We start from the raw sequence: 20,779 nt of genomic DNA on the forward strand, positions 1-20,779 counted from the left end.
CATGCTGAAAGGGCATATAGAACTTATTGCTTGGCAATAGTATTCCTCTTTTAGGTAAAGGTATCTACTTTAAAAATCTTAGTTGTCTTCCAGCTATAGTGGTCGGGAGAAGCCCTGCCACATGTTTTCCAGTCGCCTGTACCCTCTCTTCGTTCGGGCGGTCTCCTTCTAAACATGTGACAGTGCTTCCGTACAGCTGTGGATGTATTTCGTGCTTTTAGTACGTTTTGCAAGTCAACACAGCGGAGCTTTTGAAGCCACTTCTTAGATTCTACTTTAAGATAAAGAAAAAGCTGCGTAGAAGAAGCGAATTTCCAGTCCAAGCGCCTCTGAAGCCCAGCCCAGCATAGGAATAAATGGCGGGGAATTTCAGCTTCACTTATGGACTATCTCCTCGAAACTTCTACGTTTGAAGCGCTCCCGCCATTTATTCCGACGCGGACAGTCAATCCCCCCTTGCGGGGCGTAGGCCGAAGCGTAGACTGGAAATTCGCTTCTTCCCCCACTAGAGCCACTTTATCAAGCAAAAAAGACGCCTTCCCAAAGAAAGGCGTCTTACATGTATTGATCTTATTTCAAAACAGCCATTACGCTGCGTACAGAGTCAGCAGACTTATCGAGAGCTGCTTTCTCTTCGTCAGTCAGATCCAATTCGATCACTTTCTCGATCCCGTTTGCGCCGAGCAGAGTCGGTACACCCAGGTAGAGATCGTTGTAGCCGTACTCTCCTTGCAGAAGAGCGATGGATGGCAGAATGCGTTTTTTGTCCTTGAGGATGGCCTCAGCCATTTGTACCAAGGAAGCCGCAGGTGCATAGTAAGCGGAACCGTTCCCCAGAAGGTTCACGATCTCGCCGCCGCCCTTGCGAGTACGCTCTACAATCGCATCCAGACGGTCTTTCGGGATTAATTTTTCCAATGGGATACCACCAGCATAAGAGTAGCGAACCAAAGGAACCATGTCATCACCGTGACCACCCAAAACGAAGCCCGTTACGTCTTCTACAGATACGCTCAACTCCATAGCCACGAAGGTACGAAAACGAGCCGAATCCAGAACGCCGGATTGACCGATTACGCGCTCTTTCGGGAAGCCGGACGTTTTGAAGAAGGTGTACGTCATCGCGTCAACTGGGTTGGACAGTACGAGCACGATAGAGTTAGGTGCATATGTTTTTACTTGCTCTGCAACAGATTTCATAATGCCAGCATTGGTGTTCACCAAGTCATCGCGGGACATGCCAGGCTTGCGGGCAATACCTGCTGTGATGATGACCAGATCAGCATCTTTGATGTCTTCATAGTTCGCAGTACCTGTGATGTTCGCATCAAAGCCTAATACTGGAGAGGATTCCATCATGTCGAGCGCTTTACCTTTTGTTGGGTTTTCCAGTTGCGGAATGTCAACCAATACTACGTCGCCCAGCTCTTTTTGCCCCAAAATGAATGCAGTTGTTGCACCAGTGAAGCCACTACCGATAACAGCGATTTTTTTACGGTTGAATGCCATGAACTATTCCCCTCCAAAAATGTAAGTGTAAAAATTTGTACCCAAATCTATCTTACATGTTTTGAATCAGAGCGTCAGCAAACTCGGAGCATTTCAGTTCTTGTGCGCCTTCCATCAGACGAGCGAAATCGTATGTTACTGTTTTCGCGGAGATGGTTTTTTCCATGGAGTTGATGATCAGATCAGCTGCTTCGTTCCAGCCCAGGTGACGCAGCATCATTTCTCCGGACAGGATCACGGAGGATGGGTTTACTTTGTCCAGACCAGCATATTTTGGAGCTGTACCATGAGTTGCTTCGAAGATCGCATGGCCAGTCAGGTAGTTGATGTTTGCACCTGGAGCGATACCGATACCGCCTACTTGTGCAGCCAGTGCGTCAGATACATAGTCACCGTTCAGGTTGAGTGTTGCTACTACATCGTACTCAGCTGGACGAGTCAGGATTTGTTGCAGGAACGCGTCAGCGATAACATCTTTCACGATGATTTTGCCAGCTGCTTCTGCTTCTTTTTGTGCTTTGTCAGCGTCGCCGCCTTCAGCTTTGATACGATCGTATTGTGCCCAAGTGAATACTTTGTCGCCGTATTCTGCTTCAGCCAGTGCATATCCCCAGCTTTTGAAAGCACCTTCTGTGAACTTCATGATGTTGCCTTTGTGTACGAGGGTAACAGATTTGCGCTTATTTTCGATTGCATAGTCGATCGCTGCACGAACCAGACGCTCTGTACCATCTTTGGAAACAGGCTTGATACCGATACCAGATGTTTCTGGGAAGCGGATTTTCTTCACGCCCATTTCGTTTTGCAGGAAGTCGATTACTTTTTTCACTTCTGGAGTACCTTCAGCCCACTCTACACCAGCGTAGATGTCTTCAGTGTTCTCGCGGAAGATTACCATGTCAGTCAATTCAGGATGTTTCACTGGGGATGGAACACCATCGAAGTATTGAACAGGACGTACGCAAGCATACAGATCCAGCTCTTGACGCAGTGCTACGTTGATGGAACGGATACCGCCACCAACTGGTGTAGTCAAAGGACCTTTGATTGCGATCAGGTATTCACGAACAGCAGTCAGCGTATCTTCTGGCAGCCACTCGTTGTATTGGTTGAAGGATTTTTCACCTGCGAATACTTCGAACCAAGCGATTTTTTTCTCGCCATTGTAAGCTTTCTCTACAGCAGCATCCAGAGCGCGTACGGAAGCTTTCCAGATGTCAGGGCCAGTACCGTCACCCTCGATGAAAGGAATGATCGGATTGTTTGGAACTACCAGTTTACCGTTATCCACAGTAATTTTTTCGCCTACAGTTGGTTGCGTCAGGTTTTTAAACACAAAAAATCCCTCCAGTGTTATATATATTCGGTGATTATGAATATTTCCAGACGTAGGAGAACTACCACTCACTCGTGGTAGTTCTCAAGCTTGCGCTCAGGTGCGATCAGCTTGGCTGACCACCTGCCCTCCACGCTCGAAAATAGCGAGTTCTTAGCGGCGGTCAATTGGAACGTAGTGTTGGTTGACCGGACCGGTGTAATCCGCGCGAGGACGGATCAGGCGATTATTTTCATACTGTTCCATGATGTGTGCCGTCCAACCGGACATACGGCTGATGGCAAAGATCGGTGTGAACAGGTCTGTTTCGAGACCGAGAGAAATGTAAACAGATGCGGAGTAGAAGTCAACGTTTGGCTTCAAGCCTTTTTCGCCGGAAATCATTTCATCGATCTTCACAGACATCTCATACAGCTCAGGGCGACCGATTTGCGCGGTCAGTGCTTTGGACATTTCTTTCAGCCATTTCGCACGTGGGTCACCGTCTTTGTATACACGGTGTCCGAAGCCCATGATTTTTTCCTTGTTATCTAGCTTGGTGCGGATGTAGGATTCTACGTTAGCCATGCCGCCGATTTCGTTGAGCATTTTCGCTACTGCTTCATTAGCGCCACCATGCAGAGGGCCTTTGAGCGTACCGATTGCGGACACGATACCGGAATAAATGTCAGTCAGAGTCGCAACAGATACACGAGCAGAGAATGTAGATGCATTAAACTCATGGTCAGCATGCAGGATCAGAGCAACGTCAAACGCTTTTACTGCCGTTTCTGTTGGCTCTTGGCCTGTGAGCATGTAGAGGAAGTTTTGTGCAATCGTGAAATCTGCACGTGGAGCTACTGGCTCCAGACCTTTACGCATACGCTCGTAAGCAGCGATCAAGGTAGGAGTTTGTGCCATCAGACGGATAGATTTCCGATAGTTGGCTTCAGAAGACATATCTTGCGCTTCTGTGTCGTAGAGCGCTAGCGAAGAGACAGCTGTGCGCAACGCCGCCATTGGGTGTACGCCTTTTGGATAGTGGCGAATGCTTTCCAGCACTTCTTGGGCCACTGCTGCATTTTCACCCAATTGTTTTTTCAAAGCGTCTAGCTGATCACGCTTCGGTAACGCTCCATGCCAGAGCAAATATACAACCTCTTCAAAAGTTGCATGTTCTGCCAGCTCATCGATGTTGATCCCGCCATAGCAAAGAACCCCATCGACGATCGAACAGATGGATGATTGAGCGGCAACAACGCCTTCAAGTCCACGAGTAGTTGTCATTGAACTCCCTCTCCTTTTCCACTCAAGTAGTAGTGCTTATCTAGTCTTCGCTTGTCCGCCATGACTGATAAACGACCTGATCACGTTCAAAAAAGACGACTTTTTGAACATCCTATCTATGCAATTGTAAGCAGCGGTTTCTTTCATCCACCACTCTTGACAGGGAATGTATCCACGCAAATCCTCACAAGGTCGTACATAAAAAATGACGCTCGTGTAAGGGGAGAGGCGAGAGAAAAGAATCCACTAAGACGACCCAATTATAAAAGATTATTGCGATTTTGTGAATAAGGTTGGCGAAAAAATGTTTCGAAGGGTGAAACGGAGTTTTGTTTTTTCGCGATTCTTGCTCCACCCATCAGGCATGCTGCATAATAGAAACATCAGTATTTTGTTCGCACCTTCGCGGCGGAAAGGAGAAATCGTTTGAATCAGGAAAACTGGGTAGAGCGCCTCTTTCAAATCATTCGCTTGTTATGGGTTTGCCTGCTTGTCTATGTAGGGATTTGGGTATTCCAGTACGCAACACCCTTACTGTACCCATTTATAATCGCTTTAATCATTGCGCTCATCATCAACAAACCAGTTACGTTCATGACCAGAAAGTTCCGGATTCCACGCTGGCTTTCGGTCATAATCGCGCTCTTGATTTTGATGCTGCTCGCTGGTGGAGTGGTCACACTGATCATCACGGAAACGGTCGTGGAAATCGGAGAGCTGGCCAAACGCTTGCCAGTCGTTTCACAGGAGCTGGCCCATTATTTGCAAAATACGATTTCTCAAGACTTCTTGATGGGCATTTACAATCAGATTCAGTGGTTTTACGATCAGCTCGATCCAAGCTATAAGGATAAGCTTACCAGTACGGTAGGCAGTGCGATCTCGACCATCACGAATGTCGGGCAGGATTTGATCGTCAAATTCCTGGATGGATTGAAAAACCTTCTTGTTTCACTCCCAAATATGGCGACGGTTTCTGTCATTTCCATCATGGGTGCCTTCTTTATCTCCAAAGATTTTGCTCTTTGGGAAGCGCGGGCTCGCCGTCTTTTGCCAACAGGGGTAAACAGCCGTCTCGATCAAATTTTTATCGATTTGCGCAATGCCTTGTTCGGGTTCGTCAAGGCGCAGTTGACTCTCATCTCCTTAACCGCTGCCATCGTGATTATTGGTCTGTTGTTCATGCGTGTCGAATACGCAATTACGATTGGCTTGATCACGGGCTTGGTTGATCTCTTGCCTTATCTTGGGACAGGGACCGTCTTTGTCCCTTGGATCATCTACATGTTTTTTAAAGGCAATTACACGATGGTCATCGGCTTGTCCATTTTGTACGGGGTCGTCTTGATTTTCCGTCAAATTATCGAGCCAAAAGTCGTTGCGGAAAACGTCGGTCTCGATCCTCTCCTCACGCTGGTTGCGCTGTTTGTCGGCCTCCAGTTGTTTGGATTTTTAGGCTTGATCATCGGACCTGTTTCACTCGTCATGATCAATGCTTTGGTAAAAGCCAACGTCTTCGTCGATGTATGGGGCTATATCCGTGGAAAGAAAACCTGACCCAACATAAAAAGAACCGCTTGCGAGCAGCATGTCACACAGCTCGGAGCGGTTCTTTTTTATAGGGAATATCTGTATTAGCGGCGGAAAAACAATTGAACACGACCAGACGAGATGAGATTCCACAGCCAGCGCTTCAACAGATGACGAATAATCATCCGTGTGTACGGAATGAGGAAGACCAGTCCAATCACATCCGTGACGAATCCAGGCAACAAGAGCAAAATGCCACCGATCAAGATCAAAACACCATCGATGAGCGAATCCGTAGGCATTTGCCCACGCGACAACTGATGTTGGACCATCCGGAATACTCGCATCCCCTGCTGCCTCGCGAGCCAAGCTCCCAAGATCCCCGTGAGAATAACCAGCACGACTGTGTTCCAACCACCGATCCACGATCCAATGGTAATAAGCCCCCAAAGCTCTAATCCAAACGCGACGACAAACAGAATGGCAAAAAAGCGGAACATGCCTATTCCCCTCCTTTATGCTGGGAGTCCAACCAATCATAGATGTCAGGCTCCGCTCGCGACAAGCGAATCGGCCTCAAAGCTGTGTTGGTAAATACATGCATCGTCTCTCCTGAAACCAACAGCTGTTGGTCAGGCAATCTAACAATCTCGTAAGCAAAAGTGAGGCGGACAGGACTCATCTCTTTTACTCGCGTCCGTATTTCTACCTCATCGTCATAGCGGGCGGGTTGTTTGTAAGAGATGTTCGCATCTGTAACAGGCAGAAGTACGCCTTTTTCCTCAAGCTCACGATAGGTGATCCCCGCATGGCGAATCAATTCTGTTCTTCCTACTTCAAACCAGTTCAAGTAATTCGTATGGTAGACCACACCCATCTGATCGGTTTCGCCATAGCGGACGCGCAATCGATGGGAATGAATAATGGGAGTCATTTTGGATCGCTCCTTTCTCTATATCAATAATTGTACCATAGTCCCCCTACTCAAGGCTCATTGATATAGACAGTATATACGGTGCTGTAGTGGTGGAGAGGAAACAGGAGAAAACGCTCAGCTTCTAGGGCCACCCCCTGCAGGATTGACTGCCCGACTCCATGCCAAAAGCGAAACCGCGTCCAAAGTGGTCCATTCAGGATGTGTTTCAGAGGTGGACGCTTAAGGGCGTGTTTCGCTTTTGGCATTCCGTCTCGGTCGGTGTCCCTAAGATCTTCGCTTATTTCTCCTGTTTCCTCTACGAGCTTTCCGTGTTAGATGGGTCTTAAATGCCTTAATAGATTGAAGAATCGCATCTGTTACGCTAGAGAAGAATATTTCCAGGCGTAGCGACTTGTGGAGTCCTACCGAGCGGAGAAGGGATTAGCGGGCAAAAGAAACGCAACCGTGCCCACGCGACGTAGCGGCTACCACTTTTGCGTTTCCCCGCTAATCCCTTCGGAGCGGGCAGTCCAAGCTTCCCCGAGGGACGGAGCCTGGAGCCTAGACTGGAAATATTCTTCTCTAACTACAGCCACATACAACAAAACAGGGGTAGACTGTTTCTTCCAGTCTCCCCCCTGTCTCCTATTATTCGGATCGCTTAGCGAATCGGGCAAGCGCCGCCTTCGCAAGATTCAGCCGTGGACAGATCAGCCTCTCCGCCGGTTTCGTACTGCTGCAAAATCGCAGGATCAAATGGCTTCATGGACTGCTTCAATGCCTCGTACTGTTCTTTGGTGCACTCTTCATATGGAGCCAATTGGTAGTTTCCTCCATCCAATTGCAAGAAGGATACACCTACGAAATTATCCCAGTTTTCGTAAACGATGTCTTCTACTTCTACCCACTCTTCCTTGCGAACCGTAATGGTGTTCGAAGAGTTGTGCTCGGTATATTCTTTCTGGAAACGGAAGTACGTATCGAATTGGCGTTTTGCACTTACTTCGTTCTTCGTTTCTTCTGCACCTGATGCTACAGGGAAATCGATAACGAGTGTGCGTGCATTTGCCATGCGCTCTTCATACGTTTCACCTGGTGATCCTACCTCTGGGTTTACTGTCCAGCCAAGAGCTTGTACTGCTTTAGCCAATGGATCCTCAGCATTGATACGAATGCGGCGGATGTAGTACGGCGAATGGGACCAGTGCAGACCACTGGAGACACCACCAGCTACCTGAGACAGCGTACCTTCCGGCTTCACGGTCGTTACCAGGAGTGGAGAATTCACTCGCAGCTCATACGCATAACGGTTCGCCTCGTCACGAGCAGCATCGCCCAGCTTGCGCAGCAGTTCGAGCTCTTGCTCTTCTGTATAGCCAAGGGATGCCAGCGCATCCTTCACACCAGTAAGGGAAGTTCCGAGCAAACGGTCACGCTGTTGAACGGTATCCCAATGCGGCAGCTCCAACGTAACCAGCGTCATACGCAGACCGGCACGAGCAGATTTGCGTTGTGCTTCCAGCAAGCCATCGAGATCCAGATACTTGGAGCCATCCTCGCGATCCTTCACGAATTCAACCAGATTGACTGTCGTCAGGTTGCAGACGCCATAAGAATCGAGCAGGATTTCTGCACAAGGGTTCAAGCCCTCTGCATTTGGACGACGACGGTTTGCTTCTTCCAAGTTGATGAAGCCTGGTTCGCCTTCCAATTGCATCAAGGTGAACACAAGGTTCAAGAATGGCTTGGTCGGTTGTTTGGTAAAGGCGATCGAGTTGTTGGACATGCGGCGGTGATCCAGACCGGAGCGTCCATCTCCTACATTTTGGATGCTGTCAAACCATACAGGCTTATGCTCTCCCAACAGCTCGCCTACACGACGGTGGTGGTTCAGCTGATCCTCTGTCCAGAAGCCATTGATGCCGTATTTCGCCAGCATGCACTCGTAATCATCGTGATCGAACAGGAAAATTTCCGCTGTACGGCGTACGCCACCTACTACGACGTTTGCTCCGATGAGGTTTCCAATGTCGAGAATATGTATCGGACGGATTTTACCGTATCCTTTTCCATCACTCTCGATTGGTGCCAAATGCTGGTCGATTTGGTTTTTCAACACTTTATCGATTCCTTCAAACATTTCACGAAGTGGTTCATGACCACTAGCAGTACCGCCAAAACGCTTCAGTCGCTCGCCTTTCGGACGCACGCTGTTGTAAGAGATTTTCACGGTGTGAATGTGTTCATAAGTGGAATCTGTCAAAATTTGCAGGTAGAGACGGAGGGATTCTACCCAGCCTTCTTTACTGTCTCCCACATAAATTTTGGCAAAGCCGTTATCCAGTACATTCAGCTCAGAGCGCTCCAGGCGTTGATGCTTTGGCAACGGTCTGTATTCAGAAGAAAGCAGCGAAACATTCGTGCGAATCGGGCCCAGTCCAGCAGCCATTTCCTTCGTGCATTTGAAGCCTACGCCAGTTCCTACCAAGAGAAGGTAGAACAAATCGCCCAAGTCATCCCAAGACTTGATGTTCAGGAAGGAGCAGTTGAAGTTCGCCAACGGATACAAATCCGCTACGCCGTTGTCTGCACCGCCAACCCACAAGGTACGGCCAGACAAAAACTGGCGAAGGTTAAACATGTTGTCAAACAAACCTTCTGCCTCTTTTTCCATTGCGCGAGAATCGGCGTACATTCCGATTTTGTTCAAATGCTGATAAGCCAGCTTAATATTGTAATCCACCGAGCGGCGGCAAGTTTCTTTCCACGTTTCTCGTCTTCCCTTTTCCGGTACAAAGCGAGAATAAGTACGGTAGTAAACAAATTGTCCCAGAGGACTCATATGGATCGGAAAATCAGGATATTGATTTAAGAATTCATCCCGCAAAAATTGAGTTCGGGATACGGTTTCGGTCGCCAGCATATCGTTCCTCCTTCGAATCTTTCCTCTCTAGTTTAACTATCTTTATCTGTAAAACTCAATAGTTTTACCTATATATTGTGCGAAATAATTTTCGACAATACTAGATGTTGTGTTTGCTCTAAAAAAACACTTGACACAAAATCCCGAACATTGGACGTACAGAAGGACCCTTTTTTGTTCAGCCTTTTCCTGGCAACGAGCGCTACAACACCCATTCTGTCATGATTTGGAAACCCCGAACGTATGGATTTAATCCGTCCTGACACAAAGCCACCGACCGATTTTAACAGATTCCCACTCGCTTTGCACCACCTAATAATCACCGTTATCTGGTAAAACTTATCAGGTAGTTCGTCGGCTAATCCTTTTTCCCCAAGCCAAAAAAGGGTGACGCTTGGTCACCCTTCAGAGGTATTCTGTATGAAAGATGAATAGTATTACCTACAGAATCCGGGCATGCCCTGAGTAAATATGCCCACGTTCAGAATCCACCGTTACGATTTGCCCGTCCTTCAATACATCCGTAGCAAATTGCACACCTACGATGACTGGAACGCCGAGATTCAAGCCTACGATGGCTGCGTGAGAGGTAAGTCCACCCTCTTCGCAAATCACTGCGCCAGCCTTGCCAAACGCTTCAATCATATCGGAGTCGGTACCGATGGTTACGAGGATCGCCCCTTCTTCTACCTTTGCCAGCGCCTCTTCAGCGGATCTAGCAATAACTACCTTGTTTGTGACAACTTTTCGGCCGATTCCTTGTCCTTTTGCTACCACATCGCCAATGACGTGGATTTTCATCAGGTTCGTTGTCCCAACTTCACGGACAGGTACGCCTGCTGTGATCACAACGAGATCGCCATGACGAACGAAGCCTGCATCGAGCGCCTCCTGGACAGACATCTCCAGCATTTCATCGGTTGTATTCGCCATTTCGCCCTTCACCGGATACACGCCATTTACGAGTGCAAGACGGCGAATAATCGCTTCATGCGGCGTTACAGCCACGATCGGTGCTTTTGGACGGAACTTTGATACCATGCGAGCTGTGTGTCCGCTTTCGGTCGCAGTAATAATTGCTGCTGCGTCCAGATCCAATGCTGCATTGGATACAGCTTGGCTGATGGCATCGGTAATCGTCACTTGTTTGAGCTGTGCTTGTGCGTACAAGATCTCACGATAATTCAGCTCTTGCTCTGCACGTACAGCGATGCGCACCATGGTTTCGACAGACTCAACCGGGTATTTACCGGCAGCCGTCTCACCGGAGAGCATAATTGCGTCTGTACCATCGAAAATGGCGTTCGCAACGTCACTCGCTTCCGCACGTGTCGGACGTGGGTTGCGCTGCATGGAATCAAGCATTTGTGTCGCCGTAATAACTGGCTTCGCGAGTTCATTACACTTCTTGATCAGCTTCTTCTGAACAAGTGGTACTTCTTCTGCCGGAATCTCTACGCCCAAATCACCGCGCGCAACCATGATTCCATCTGTTACTACCAGAATTTCGTCTACGTTATCGACGCCTTCTTGGTTTTCGATTTTCGCGATAATATCGATACGCACGTTATGGCGCTCCAGGATTTTGCGAATCTCCAAGATATCCGATGCTTTTCGTACGAAGGAAGCCGCAATGAAATCGACTCCTTGTTCAATACCGAATTCGATATCCTGTGCATCCTTTTCTGTGATACCTGGCAAGTTGATTTTGACACCCGGAACATTGACGCCTTTTTTGCTCTTCAGTGTTCCACCGTTTTTGATCAAGCAGATGATTTCGGTGTCACTCACTTCCTGTACAGTTAACCCGATCAAACCGTCGTCGATCAAGATCGTATCGTCGATTTTTACATCACGAGGCAATTCCGGATACGTAATGGAGACGCGCTCAACAGTACCTGGTACTTCCTCAGTGGTGAGGATCAGCGTATTTCCTTCTACGAGCTCGACTGCATCTACTGCGAGCGTACCCGTACGAATTTCAGGACCTTTTGTATCCAACAGGATTGCAACAGGTTTCCCGGTTTCTTTTGATGCCTGACGAATGTTTACAATTCGCGCCGCATGCTCCTCATGGGAACCGTGCGAGAAATTCAAACGCGCTACGTTCATTCCTGCTTCGATCAATTTTTTCAGTGTTTCAACCGTTTCACTCGCCGGTCCAATGGTACACACGATTTTTGCTTTCCTTAACATAGGATGTAAGCCTCCTCTACACTCCGAAAACTGTTAGTTTTATATAGATAGCGTGCGCGCCAATTGATAAATGGATAAATCCAATTGATGCTTTTTCGCCAATGCTTCCTGAAAATCAACGTCAACGATCTCGTTGTTCTGAATCCCAACCATTCGGTCCTGCTTGCCTTTCAACAACAAATCGACAGCTGCTGCACCCATTCGGCTCGCCAGCATTCGGTCCATCGCAGTAGGGGAACCACCACGCTGAATATGACCCAGTACCGTTACGCGAGTCTCCCAGCCCGTCTCTTTCGTGATCGCTTCGGCATAAGAAGCTGCACTTCCTACCCCTTCCGCCACAATGATGATGGAATGCTTTTTACCACGGCGCTGTCCAGCATGCAGACGCTCAATAATATCGTCCAGCTCCTGCGACGCTTCCGGGATAATAATGGACTCGGCACCAGCTGCAAGCCCTGCCCACAATGCCAGATCGCCAGCATCTCGCCCCATTACTTCAATAATGTACGTGCGTTCATGCGAGGTGGCCGTATCGCGGATTTTATCGATCGCTTCCACAACGGTATTCAATGCGGTATCAAACCCGATCGTGAAATCGGTGCATGGAATATCATTATCAATCGTACCCGGTACGCCAATCGTCGGGAAGCCTCTTTCGGTCAGCTTCTGTGCACCGCGAAACGACCCGTCTCCCCCAATCACAATCAGACCCTCAATTCCATGAGCACGTAATTGCTCCACTGCTTTTTGCTGTCCGGCTTCCGTCTTGAACGCTTCACTGCGAGCGGAGTACAGAATGGTTCCTCCCCGTTGGATAATATCCCCAACAGAGCCTAGAGACATCTCCTTGATATCTCCCCTCATCAGCCCTTCGTATCCGTGGTAAACCCCAAACATTTGTACTTCGTGAAAATGAGCACGACGTACAGCCGCCCGGACTGCGGCATTCATTCCAGGAGAATCTCCACCGCTAGTGAGAACTGCAAGTTTTCGCATGGAATCCACCTCTCCAATCATATCGTCTTTAGCATGTCATTTAACGGAAACAGTATGTACCATACTTTGTATGAAACATGCTGTATCACTCAATTCCTCATATCTGTTATACACTGAAAAGATATGTGCCATACTTTTCGAAAGCTCTGATAACTCTTTCATTCGACTTCGATTGTAGCAGATTTTCCTCGGAGAAAAAAGAAAAAAACGCCCCCTGTTTCTTACAGGGTGGCGAATTCTCCGATCTGTTTAAACTTCTCGTAACGGTCCTGTATCAATTCTTCTGGAGTTAAACGGCCCAGCTGTTCTAGTTGTTCCGCGATGACCGCCTTGACCATCCCTGCCTGCGCGATCAAATCACGATGGGCTCCTCCGAATGGTTCATCAATAATTCCATCAATGACTCCTAATTCCAACAAATCAGGAGCCGTAATTTTCATCGTCTCCGCTGCACGCATACCCAAGCTGGAGTCTCTCCAGAGAATCGCAGCGGCACTCTCCGGTGCAATCACGGAGTAATAGGAATTCTCCAACATATAGATGCGGTTGCCTACGCTGATCGCCAAGGCTCCCCCGCTTCCGCCTTCCCCGATAACAATACAAATAATCGGCACGCCAAATGTCGCCATTTCACGCAGATTGCGGGCAATCGCTTCGCTCTGACCGCGCTCTTCTGCCGCTTTTCCAGGATAAGCACCTGATGTATTGATAAAGCAAATAATCGGGCGACCGAACTTGTCCGCCTGCTGCATAATGCGCAATGCCTTCCGGTAGCCTTCTGGGTGAGCCATCCCGAAGTTGCGCTTGATGTTGTCTTTTGTGTCTTTCCCTTTTTGGTGACCGATGATCGTAACGGGGCGCCCATCCAGCTTGGCAATTCCACCCACAATAGAATGGTCGTCTCCGAACAAACGGTCCCCATGAACCTCGATAAAATCAGTAAAAAGTAGTTGTATATAGTCCAAAGTCGTTGGCCGTTCCGGATGACGAGCCAACTGTACGCGTTGCCATGGAGTCAAATTACCGTAAATTTGCTCAGCAAGCTCTTTTGATTTTTGTTCGAGACGCTGTATTTCATCAGAGAAATCAATTCCCTTTTCCTCAGTAAAACGGCGCAATTCCTTAATCTTATCTTGTAATTCTACTAATGGCTTTTCAAAGGAGAGCTCGCCTGCCATGTTTCTACTCCTTCCCGAGACGTGTGCATCTCTACCAGTTTGGACAGCGTATTACGCATATCCTTACGGTGTACCACCATATCGAGTTGCCCGTTTTTTAACAAGAATTCCGCTGTTTGGAAGTCTTTTGGCAACTCCTGACGGATCGTTTGCTCAATGACTCGACGCCCAGCAAAACCGATCATAGCTCCTGGTTCTGCGATATTGTAATCTCCCAACGAAGAAAAGCTGGCTGATACGCCACCATATGTAGGATTCGTCATGACCGAGACAAACAACAAGCGTTCGCGATCCAATCGAGACAACGCTGCGCTGGTTTTCGCCATTTGCATCAGGCTCAATACGCCTTCTTGCATACGTGCTCCACCAGATGCACTGAACAGAATGAAAGGCAAACGCCGTTCGATCGCTTGCTCAATTGCGCGCGTGATTTTTTCCCCGACGACTGATCCCATACTCGCCATACGGAAACGAGAATCCATGACCCCAATCACAATGCGGCTTCCACCCAGAACACCTTCGCCTGTAATGATCGCCTCGTTCAAATTGGTGTTGGCCATATCTTGCTCCATTTTTTCCAAATAACCAGGAAAACCGAGTGGATTGGCGGTAATCAAATTGGCATCAAATTCTTCTGTCAGAACCCCATCATCCAGAAGCGCTTGCAGACGCTCTGGAGCGGACATGGAGTAATGGAACTGGCAGCCTTTGCAGACGCGCAAATTCTTCTCCAAATCCTTTGAGTAGTGAATCGTCCCACAATGTGGGCATTTATTCATTAATCCCTCAGGGACTTCCTTTTCTTTCGTACCCGCTTCCTTGCTAGTTTCGGTGGAAGCAGGGACACGTGCTAGTGTCTCTGAAGGAACTGTAGCGAATTTGCGCTTTTTCCCAAAAAGATCTTTAAGCACAGGTACACCCACCTTTCTCTTCAGTGAAGGATCGTGCCGAGTACATCCCGGACTTCGTTTAGTTCGCTCTCCGGCACAAGAATCTCGTATTGCTTCGAGACCTTACCTTCGCGAACCTTTACCAAAAACCCTTCATCTGTCAAACGTTGCTGTATCCGTTCTGCAATTCTAGCGCTAGGAGCGATGTAGATGACCGTCCACATGCTGGCTTCCTCCTCAATCGTCCAATACAGGACTGCATCATCATATCACAGCGCCAGCGCCCCTCGCAAATTGGGGGAAAACTAAAGCTTGCTGTTCTCCAAATGCTTCTTCATTCTCTCTAATGCGACGTTCACATCGCCTTCGCGAATGGCTTCCATAATCTGTCGATGCTCTACGAGTGCTGCACTCGCTCTGCCTTCGCGTGACAGTGATTCAATACGGATACTGTTGCTGTACTCAACCAAAGGCGTCCAGATGCGATGCAGAATCGAGTTGCGGCTGGAGCGACATATGACACGATGAAACTGATAGTCTTCCTCCGCAGGTACCTCGCCTCTTGCTACTCTTTCCTCCGCAATGGCCAGGATGCGTTCCATTTCATCAAAATGCTTGTCAGTCGCCCGTCTACAGGCTAAGCGGACAGCATCCAGCTCTAGCATTCGCCGCATCTCGATCAAGTCCTTCTTGGTTTTGGTATCCCGTAGGATAAAAAAGCCAAGAATATCGATCAGCCGATTGTGTCGGTAATGCTTGAGGAAGGTGCCTTCCCCGCGACGCGTCTCAATGAGTCCGAGTAGCTCCAGAGCCCGAAGAGCCTCTCGTACAGAGGAGCGACCTGCTCCCAGTTGCTCGGACAGCTCTCGCTCAGACGGCAGCTTGTCCCCGGGTCGCAAGTTTTGCTCCTGAATGATTTCATGAAGTTGCAGGAGAATTCCTTCGTAAACCTTTCGATCTTGAGAAGAGTCGAGCACGATTATCCTCCTTACTCGTACCTTTAACGAGGAGCACCCTCCACGTTTGTAAGAAGCCTACGTTTTTGCGCGGAGGGTGTCGTCGGTGCCTCGATAAAGAGTATTTTACGCTTCTTGGTAAGAGATAGCTGTCAATTTCGTCGTTTTTTGTTTTACTTCTTCCGGATCAACTGTGATGCGAGCAACACCCGTTTCCATCGCTGCTTTTGCTACTGCCGCAGCTACGTTTGGCGCTACACGTGGATCGAATGCGGAAGGAATCACTTTATCCGCAGTAAGCTCTTCTGGCGTGATCAGGTCTGCGATTGCATATACAGCAGCCAGCTTCATTTCTTCGTTGATCTCCGTTGCACGTACATCCAAAGCGCCACGGAAGATACCCGGGAATGCCAGAACGTTGTTTACTTGGTTAGGGAAGTCGGAACGGCCTGTACCGATTACTGCCGCACCTGCTTCTTTTGCTTCTTGTGGCATGATTTCTGGTACTGGGTTTGCCATAGCGAAAATGATCGGATCGCGGTTCATCGAACGAACCATGTCCTGTGTAACAGCGCCAGCTACGGATACACCGACAAATACGTCAGCGCCCTTCATTGCATCAGCCAGGTCACCTTGCAGCATGCTGCGGTTTGTAATTTTTGCCATTTGTTCCTTCACTGGGTTCATACCGAATGGACGGCCTTCGTACACGATTCCTTTTGTATCCACCATGATTACTTCTTTAACGCCCATAGAAATCAAAAGCTTCATGATCGCGATACCAGCTGCACCTGCACCGTTCGCTACTACACGGATATCTTCCAGCTTTTTGTCAACCACGCGCAGAGCATTGATCAGACCTGCCGCTGTAACGATTGCGGTACCGTGTTGGTCATCATGGAAAATTGGGATGTTTGTTTCGCGTTTCAGACGCTCTTCGATTTCGAAGCATGCAGGAGCTGCGATATCTTCCAAGTTAACGCCACCAAAAGTAGGCTCAAGCAGTTTTACTGTCTCTACGATTTTATCTACATCTGTTGTATTCAAGCAAATCGGGAATGCATCTACACCTGCGAAGGATTTGAACAGAACTGCTTTCCCTTCCATAACCGGCATTGCTGCTTCTGGTCCGATGTTTCCGAGACCCAGTACAGCAGTACCGTCGCTGACTACTGCAACCAGATTACCTTTCATCGTGTAATCGTACACTTTGGACTTGTCATCAAAAATATCTTTGCAAGGTTCAGCAACCCCAGGAGAATAGGCAAGACTCAGATCGTAAGCATTGCGAACGGGTACCTTGGTCACTGCCTCCAATTTTCCTTGATGTTTTTTGTGAAGCTCCAGTGCTTCCTCTCTCAGGTTGGACATGAGATCCCACTCCATTTCACGATAATAGTTTCTATGATGGCTTGTAGGCAGCAAAAAATGCCTGGGTTATTCCAAGTGGTCTGACCACTTTTTGAGTTATGCTCTCAATATAATAAAAAACTGTTCTCCTGTAAACCTGCCGAAAACGGCGAAAAAGGGAGGACATTCCTCATCCTCCCCAATTTATAGGCATTTCTTTCCGAATTACGCTGTCAGGACCCACAATTTCTCGCGCTTGCTCCAAAAATGACTCATCTACGTCTACCCAATTTGCTTCTGGCAGGCGAATTGTCTGTCTTTTTCCTTCGTAGAAGAGGATAACAGGAATCGTTCCTTTTTTTTCGACAAACAAGCGTGAAAGTCTTTGCAGCGTCGAATCGTGCTCTTGCTCTGCCGATATTTTGACAAATAATACAGTCTCGGCCTTCGGCTGCGGCAGCGATTGTGCATCCCAGAAACGAGAAGCCAAGAGCTTGACCATGTCGTCCTGATGATCGACTCGGGCTTCTGCCACGACCATTTGTTCGCGCTCGAGCAGTGGTGCATACTTCGCATATACCTGTGGGAAAACGACCAGCTCTACGGGTGCCGTTTTGTCCTCTAGCGTAATAAACGCCATCGGGTCCCCTTTTTTCGTTTGGATGCGTCTGGCTTCCGTTATCATTCCGAATACTTTCACCGTCTTGTCGCGCGGCGCATCCCCCAATGAAGAGATAACTGCTACTTCCGGGCGACTGGCGACATGGGCAAATTGATCAAGTGGATGACCGGAGATGTATACCCCGATCAAATCCCGCTCCTCTTTTAATTGCTGCGTATGTGAGAGCGGCGGTACCTCGGGATATTCTGCCAGCTCACGCAGTGGTGCCGCATCTTCTTCACCCGCAAATAGATTGAGCTGGTTGGCGTCACGCTCAATTCTCTTGCTGTTTGCCTTTCCTACCGCTTCATCTAGCAATAGCAAAAGCTGACTGCGATGTCCTGGCAACGAGTCCAACGCGCCGCATAAAGTGAGCGACTCTACTACTCTGCGATTGACTAACCGCGCATCCACGCGGGCACAAAAATCAAAGACGTCGCGATACGGTCTGCCTTTTCGCTCTTTCACGATTGATTCGATGGCACCGTAGCCGACGTTTTTCACTGCGGCCAAACCAAAGCGAATCGCATCCTGCTCCACTGTAAAGTAGGCCAGGCTCTTATTCACGTCAGGCCCGAGCACGGTAAGCTGTAATCGCCGCGCTTCTTCCGTGTACTCGGCAATTCTCGTTTGACTGCCAATGGACAACGAGAGTAGCGCTGCCATGAACGCAAGCGGATAAGTTGCTTTCAAATAAGCCATCTGATAGGCAATGACCGCATAAGCCACCGAGTGGGCTTTGTTGAAGCCATAATCGGCAAAACGCACGATCAAATCGTAGACTTGATTGCCCAGCTCTTCTCCGTACCCTTGCCGGACACAACCAGCCACGAACTTCTCCCGCTGCTCCGCCAATAGCTCCCGTTTCTTTTTCCCGACTGCTCGACGCAAAATATCTGCCTCACCAAGACTGAAGCCTGCGAGTGTCGAGGAAATCTGCATGATTTGCTCCTGATAAATCATAAAACCGTGTGTCTCCTGCAAAATCGGCTCGAGAACAGGATGAGCGTACTGTACTTTGCTCTGTCCGTGTTTGGCGGCGATGTACTGCGGGATGATCTCCATCGGCCCCGGGCGATACAACGCCAGAACCGCAATGATGTCGTCGAGGTTGCTCGGCTTCAAATCTCGCAGCACATTGCGCATCCCCGAAGATTCCAGTTGGAAAATGCCGGTTGTCTCTCCACGGGAGAGCATACGAAACGTTTTCTCATCGTCAGTCGGCAGCTTATCCAGATCAAGCGATATTCCCTGCTCCTGCAAATGACGCAATGTCTCCTGAATGATTGTCAAATTGCGCAAGCCGAGGAAGTCCATCTTCAATAGACCAACTTCTTCGAGAATCTCCATCGGATACTGCGTGAGCGCCAAGCCTTCATTTCCCGTCTGTAATGGAACGTAATTCGTCAGCGGTTCACGCGAAATGACGACACCCGCCGCATGTGTGGAGGCGTGGCGCGGCAAGCCTTCTACACCCCTTGCCGTTTCGATCAATTGTGCTGCCTGTTTGTTTTCCGCGCACAGCTTGCCGATATCCGGGTTGATCTGCATCGCCCGCTCAAACGTCATACCTGGCGATTGCGGAATCATTTTGGCCACGCGATCCACGATGCCCAAAGACAGGCCTAACGCCCGCCCAACGTCACGCACTGCTGCACGAGCCGCCATCGTTCCAAAGGTAATGATCTGGGCGACACGATCATGACCGTACTTGCTCGCTACATAGTGAATGACTTCGTCACGGCGCTCTACGGAAAAATCGATATCAATATCGGGCATCGTCACCCGCTCCGGGTTGAGGAAGCGTTCAAAGAGCAATTGAAAGCGAAGTGGATCGACATTCGTGATTTTCAAAACGTACGCGACCAGACTACCTGCCGCAGACCCTCGTCCTGGTCCAGTCGGTATCCCGTTTTCGTGAGCGTACCGCATGAAATCCCATACAATCAGGAAGTAATCGGTGAAGCCCGTCCCTGTAATAATCGCCAGCTCGTGATCCAGGCGCGCTTGCACCTCTGGCGTAATCTCACCGTATCGCTCCAGGCAGCCCTTTTCACACAGTTCACGCAAATACTGTGTGGAAGCTTGTCCCTCTGCCAAAGGAAATTCCGGCAAAATATGCGCACCAAAGGTAAGCTCCAGCTTGCACCTATCTGCAACGGCTATCGTATTCGCTAACGCCTGGGGAGCAAAGGCAAAGAGCGCTGCCATTTCCTCGGCACTTTTTAGATAGTATTGATCCGTCTCGTAGCGAAAACGATTTTCTTCGCCAATCGTCTTGCCTTCTTTGATCGCCAACAAGATATCATGCTGCTGGTGATCCTCCCTGTGGATGTAGTGAACATTGTTCGTCGCAATCAGCGGAATCCCCGTCTCCTGGCTCAGTTTCACGAGACGAGTATTCAGCCTGCGCTCCACTTCTAGGCCATGATCAGCCAGTTCCAGATAAAAATGCTGTTCACCAAACACTCGCTGATACTTGCGGGCTGCTTCTTTCGCAGCGTCCGCTTCTCCAGCCAGTAACAGCTTGGCTACTTCCCCTTGTTGGCAACCGCTTAGTGCAATGAGTCCGTCTGTATGCTTTGCCAACACCTCTTTGTTGAGACGCGGAAGAATATAGTTGCCGTCTGTATTCGCGATTGTCGCCAGCTTCAGGAGATTCCGGTAGCCCATTTCGTTTTCAGCGAGAACGATCAGATGACTAGGTGGCGGTGCATTTCGCACGCGATCTTGAAGATTTCCTTCTATTACGTATATTTCCATTCCGATAATCGGTTGGATGCCTGCCTCCAGACAAGCTTTATAAAACGGGATCGCCCCGTATAGATTGGCATGGTCTGTCATAGCCAGTGCATGCATGCCCAATTCGCTGGCTCGCTTCACTAGCGCATTGATACGTGCTGCTCCGTCCAGCAGACTGTACTCCGTATGAACATGCAAATGGACAAAGGAGGTCATGATATTACCCCTCTCACTTTTCACGATTGAAACTATCTCTCTTACATTATACCGGAAGTATAGCGCATCCGGACGTTAAGAACAAACGTTCTCGCTTGTATTTGACCGTTC

General features: G+C 48.8%; 15 protein-coding genes. 1 reads left to right on the top strand and 14 read right to left on the bottom strand.

The genetic code is table 11. The features are described from left to right. Positions 1 to 570: 570 nt before the first annotated feature. From mdh to citZ, 3 genes are all read right to left on the bottom strand, one after another. Positions 571 to 1,509: a malate dehydrogenase gene (gene mdh / locus HP399_RS24050; protein WP_173619998.1), complete on the bottom strand. Its 939-nt coding sequence runs from the start codon at positions 1,507 to 1,509 to the stop codon at positions 571 to 573. Positions 1,510 to 1,561: 52 nt separating this feature from the next. Further along, positions 1,562 to 2,845 carry an NADP-dependent isocitrate dehydrogenase gene (gene icd / locus HP399_RS24055; RefSeq protein WP_173619999.1) on the bottom strand — a complete coding sequence of 428 codons (1,284 nt, stop codon included), beginning with the start codon at positions 2,843 to 2,845 and terminating at the stop codon, positions 1,562 to 1,564. A gap of 153 nt (positions 2,846 to 2,998) precedes the next feature. Then, entirely contained in the window at positions 2,999 to 4,111 is a 1,113-nt protein-coding gene (citZ, locus tag HP399_RS24060) for a citrate synthase (RefSeq protein WP_007725337.1), read from the bottom strand. A 426-nt stretch (positions 4,112 to 4,537) separates the two neighbouring features. Here citZ and ytvI point away from each other — a divergent pair, with 426 nt between their 5' ends. Further along, positions 4,538 to 5,668 carry a sporulation integral membrane protein YtvI gene (gene ytvI, locus HP399_RS24065; RefSeq protein ID WP_173620000.1) on the top strand — a complete coding sequence of 377 codons (1,131 nt, stop codon included), beginning with the start codon at positions 4,538 to 4,540 and terminating at the stop codon, positions 5,666 to 5,668. 77 nt (positions 5,669 to 5,745) lie between these two features. On the opposite strand, the gene HP399_RS24070 is transcribed toward ytvI, so the two are convergent. From HP399_RS24070 to HP399_RS24120, 11 genes are all read right to left on the bottom strand, one after another. Next, the gene (locus HP399_RS24070; protein ID WP_173620001.1) at positions 5,746 to 6,141 is read right to left on the bottom strand and encodes an FxsA family protein; all 396 of its coding nucleotides are present in this window, start codon (positions 6,139 to 6,141) and stop codon (positions 5,746 to 5,748) included. 2 nt (positions 6,142 to 6,143) lie between these two features. Further along, positions 6,144 to 6,575, bottom strand: a complete 432-nt coding sequence (locus HP399_RS24075) for an acyl-CoA thioesterase (RefSeq protein WP_007725341.1) — start codon at positions 6,573 to 6,575, stop codon at positions 6,144 to 6,146. Positions 6,576 to 7,218: 643 nt separating this feature from the next. Further along, complete coding sequence (gene nrdJ, locus HP399_RS24080; protein ID WP_173620002.1) at positions 7,219 to 9,480, bottom strand: ribonucleoside-triphosphate reductase, adenosylcobalamin-dependent; 2,262 nt, start codon at positions 9,478 to 9,480, stop codon at positions 7,219 to 7,221. Between the two features lie 441 nt (positions 9,481 to 9,921). Continuing rightward, positions 9,922 to 11,676: a pyruvate kinase gene (pyk, locus tag HP399_RS24085; RefSeq protein ID WP_173620003.1), complete on the bottom strand. Its 1,755-nt coding sequence runs from the start codon at positions 11,674 to 11,676 to the stop codon at positions 9,922 to 9,924. Between the two features lie 39 nt (positions 11,677 to 11,715). After that, positions 11,716 to 12,675, bottom strand: a complete 960-nt coding sequence (gene pfkA, locus HP399_RS24090; protein WP_173620004.1) for a 6-phosphofructokinase — start codon at positions 12,673 to 12,675, stop codon at positions 11,716 to 11,718. Positions 12,676 to 12,896: 221 nt separating this feature from the next. Further along, positions 12,897 to 13,853 (bottom strand): acetyl-CoA carboxylase carboxyl transferase subunit alpha, encoded by a 957-nt coding sequence (gene accA, locus HP399_RS24095; protein WP_173620005.1) that lies wholly within the window; start codon positions 13,851 to 13,853, stop codon positions 12,897 to 12,899. Beyond that, a complete protein-coding gene (gene accD / locus HP399_RS24100; protein ID WP_173620006.1) occupies positions 13,820 to 14,764 on the bottom strand; it encodes an acetyl-CoA carboxylase, carboxyltransferase subunit beta in 945 nt (314 codons plus the stop codon). Before accD ends, accA begins: the two co-directional genes overlap by 34 nt. A gap of 20 nt (positions 14,765 to 14,784) precedes the next feature. Then, entirely contained in the window at positions 14,785 to 14,967 is a 183-nt protein-coding gene (locus HP399_RS24105; protein WP_007725347.1) for a hypothetical protein, read from the bottom strand. A gap of 81 nt (positions 14,968 to 15,048) precedes the next feature. After that, complete coding sequence (locus tag HP399_RS24110) at positions 15,049 to 15,720, bottom strand: FadR/GntR family transcriptional regulator (RefSeq protein ID WP_012685105.1); 672 nt, start codon at positions 15,718 to 15,720, stop codon at positions 15,049 to 15,051. 105 nt (positions 15,721 to 15,825) lie between these two features. After that, on the bottom strand, positions 15,826 to 17,070 hold the full coding sequence (locus HP399_RS24115; protein WP_007725350.1) for an NADP-dependent malic enzyme: 1,245 nt from the start codon (positions 17,068 to 17,070) through the stop codon (positions 15,826 to 15,828). Between the two features lie 169 nt (positions 17,071 to 17,239). Then, positions 17,240 to 20,668, bottom strand: coding sequence for a DNA polymerase III subunit alpha (locus tag HP399_RS24120; RefSeq protein WP_173620007.1), 3,429 nt, complete (start codon positions 20,666 to 20,668; stop codon positions 17,240 to 17,242). Positions 20,669 to 20,779: the final 111 nt, after the last annotated feature.

It is taken from the genome of Brevibacillus sp. DP1.3A (assembly GCF_013284245.2).
In the GTDB taxonomy this organism is placed as follows: domain Bacteria; phylum Bacillota; class Bacilli; order Brevibacillales; family Brevibacillaceae; genus Brevibacillus.

What these genes read in the sequence shown, in the direction of transcription:
- citZ (WP_007725337.1), bottom strand. Translation starts at nt 4,111, where the DNA reads ATGACAACTACTCGTGGACTTGAAGGCGTTGTTGCCGCTCAATCATCC.
- HP399_RS24075 (WP_007725341.1), bottom strand. Translation starts at nt 6,575, where the DNA reads ATGACTCCCATTATTCATTCCCATCGATTGCGCGTCCGCTATGGCGAA.
- HP399_RS24070 (WP_173620001.1), bottom strand. Translation starts at nt 6,141, where the DNA reads ATGTTCCGCTTTTTTGCCATTCTGTTTGTCGTCGCGTTTGGATTAGAG.
- HP399_RS24105 (WP_007725347.1), bottom strand. Translation starts at nt 14,967, where the DNA reads ATGTGGACGGTCATCTACATCGCTCCTAGCGCTAGAATTGCAGAACGG.
- HP399_RS24120 (WP_173620007.1), bottom strand. Translation starts at nt 20,668, where the DNA reads ATGACCTCCTTTGTCCATTTGCATGTTCATACGGAGTACAGTCTGCTG.
- pyk (WP_173620003.1), bottom strand. Translation starts at nt 11,676, where the DNA reads ATGTTAAGGAAAGCAAAAATCGTGTGTACCATTGGACCGGCGAGTGAA.
- pfkA (WP_173620004.1), bottom strand. Translation starts at nt 12,675, where the DNA reads ATGCGAAAACTTGCAGTTCTCACTAGCGGTGGAGATTCTCCTGGAATG.
- mdh (WP_173619998.1), bottom strand. Translation starts at nt 1,509, where the DNA reads ATGGCATTCAACCGTAAAAAAATCGCTGTTATCGGTAGTGGCTTCACT.
- nrdJ (WP_173620002.1), bottom strand. Translation starts at nt 9,480, where the DNA reads ATGCTGGCGACCGAAACCGTATCCCGAACTCAATTTTTGCGGGATGAA.
- accA (WP_173620005.1), bottom strand. Translation starts at nt 13,853, where the DNA reads ATGGCAGGCGAGCTCTCCTTTGAAAAGCCATTAGTAGAATTACAAGAT.
- HP399_RS24115 (WP_007725350.1), bottom strand. Translation starts at nt 17,070, where the DNA reads ATGTCCAACCTGAGAGAGGAAGCACTGGAGCTTCACAAAAAACATCAA.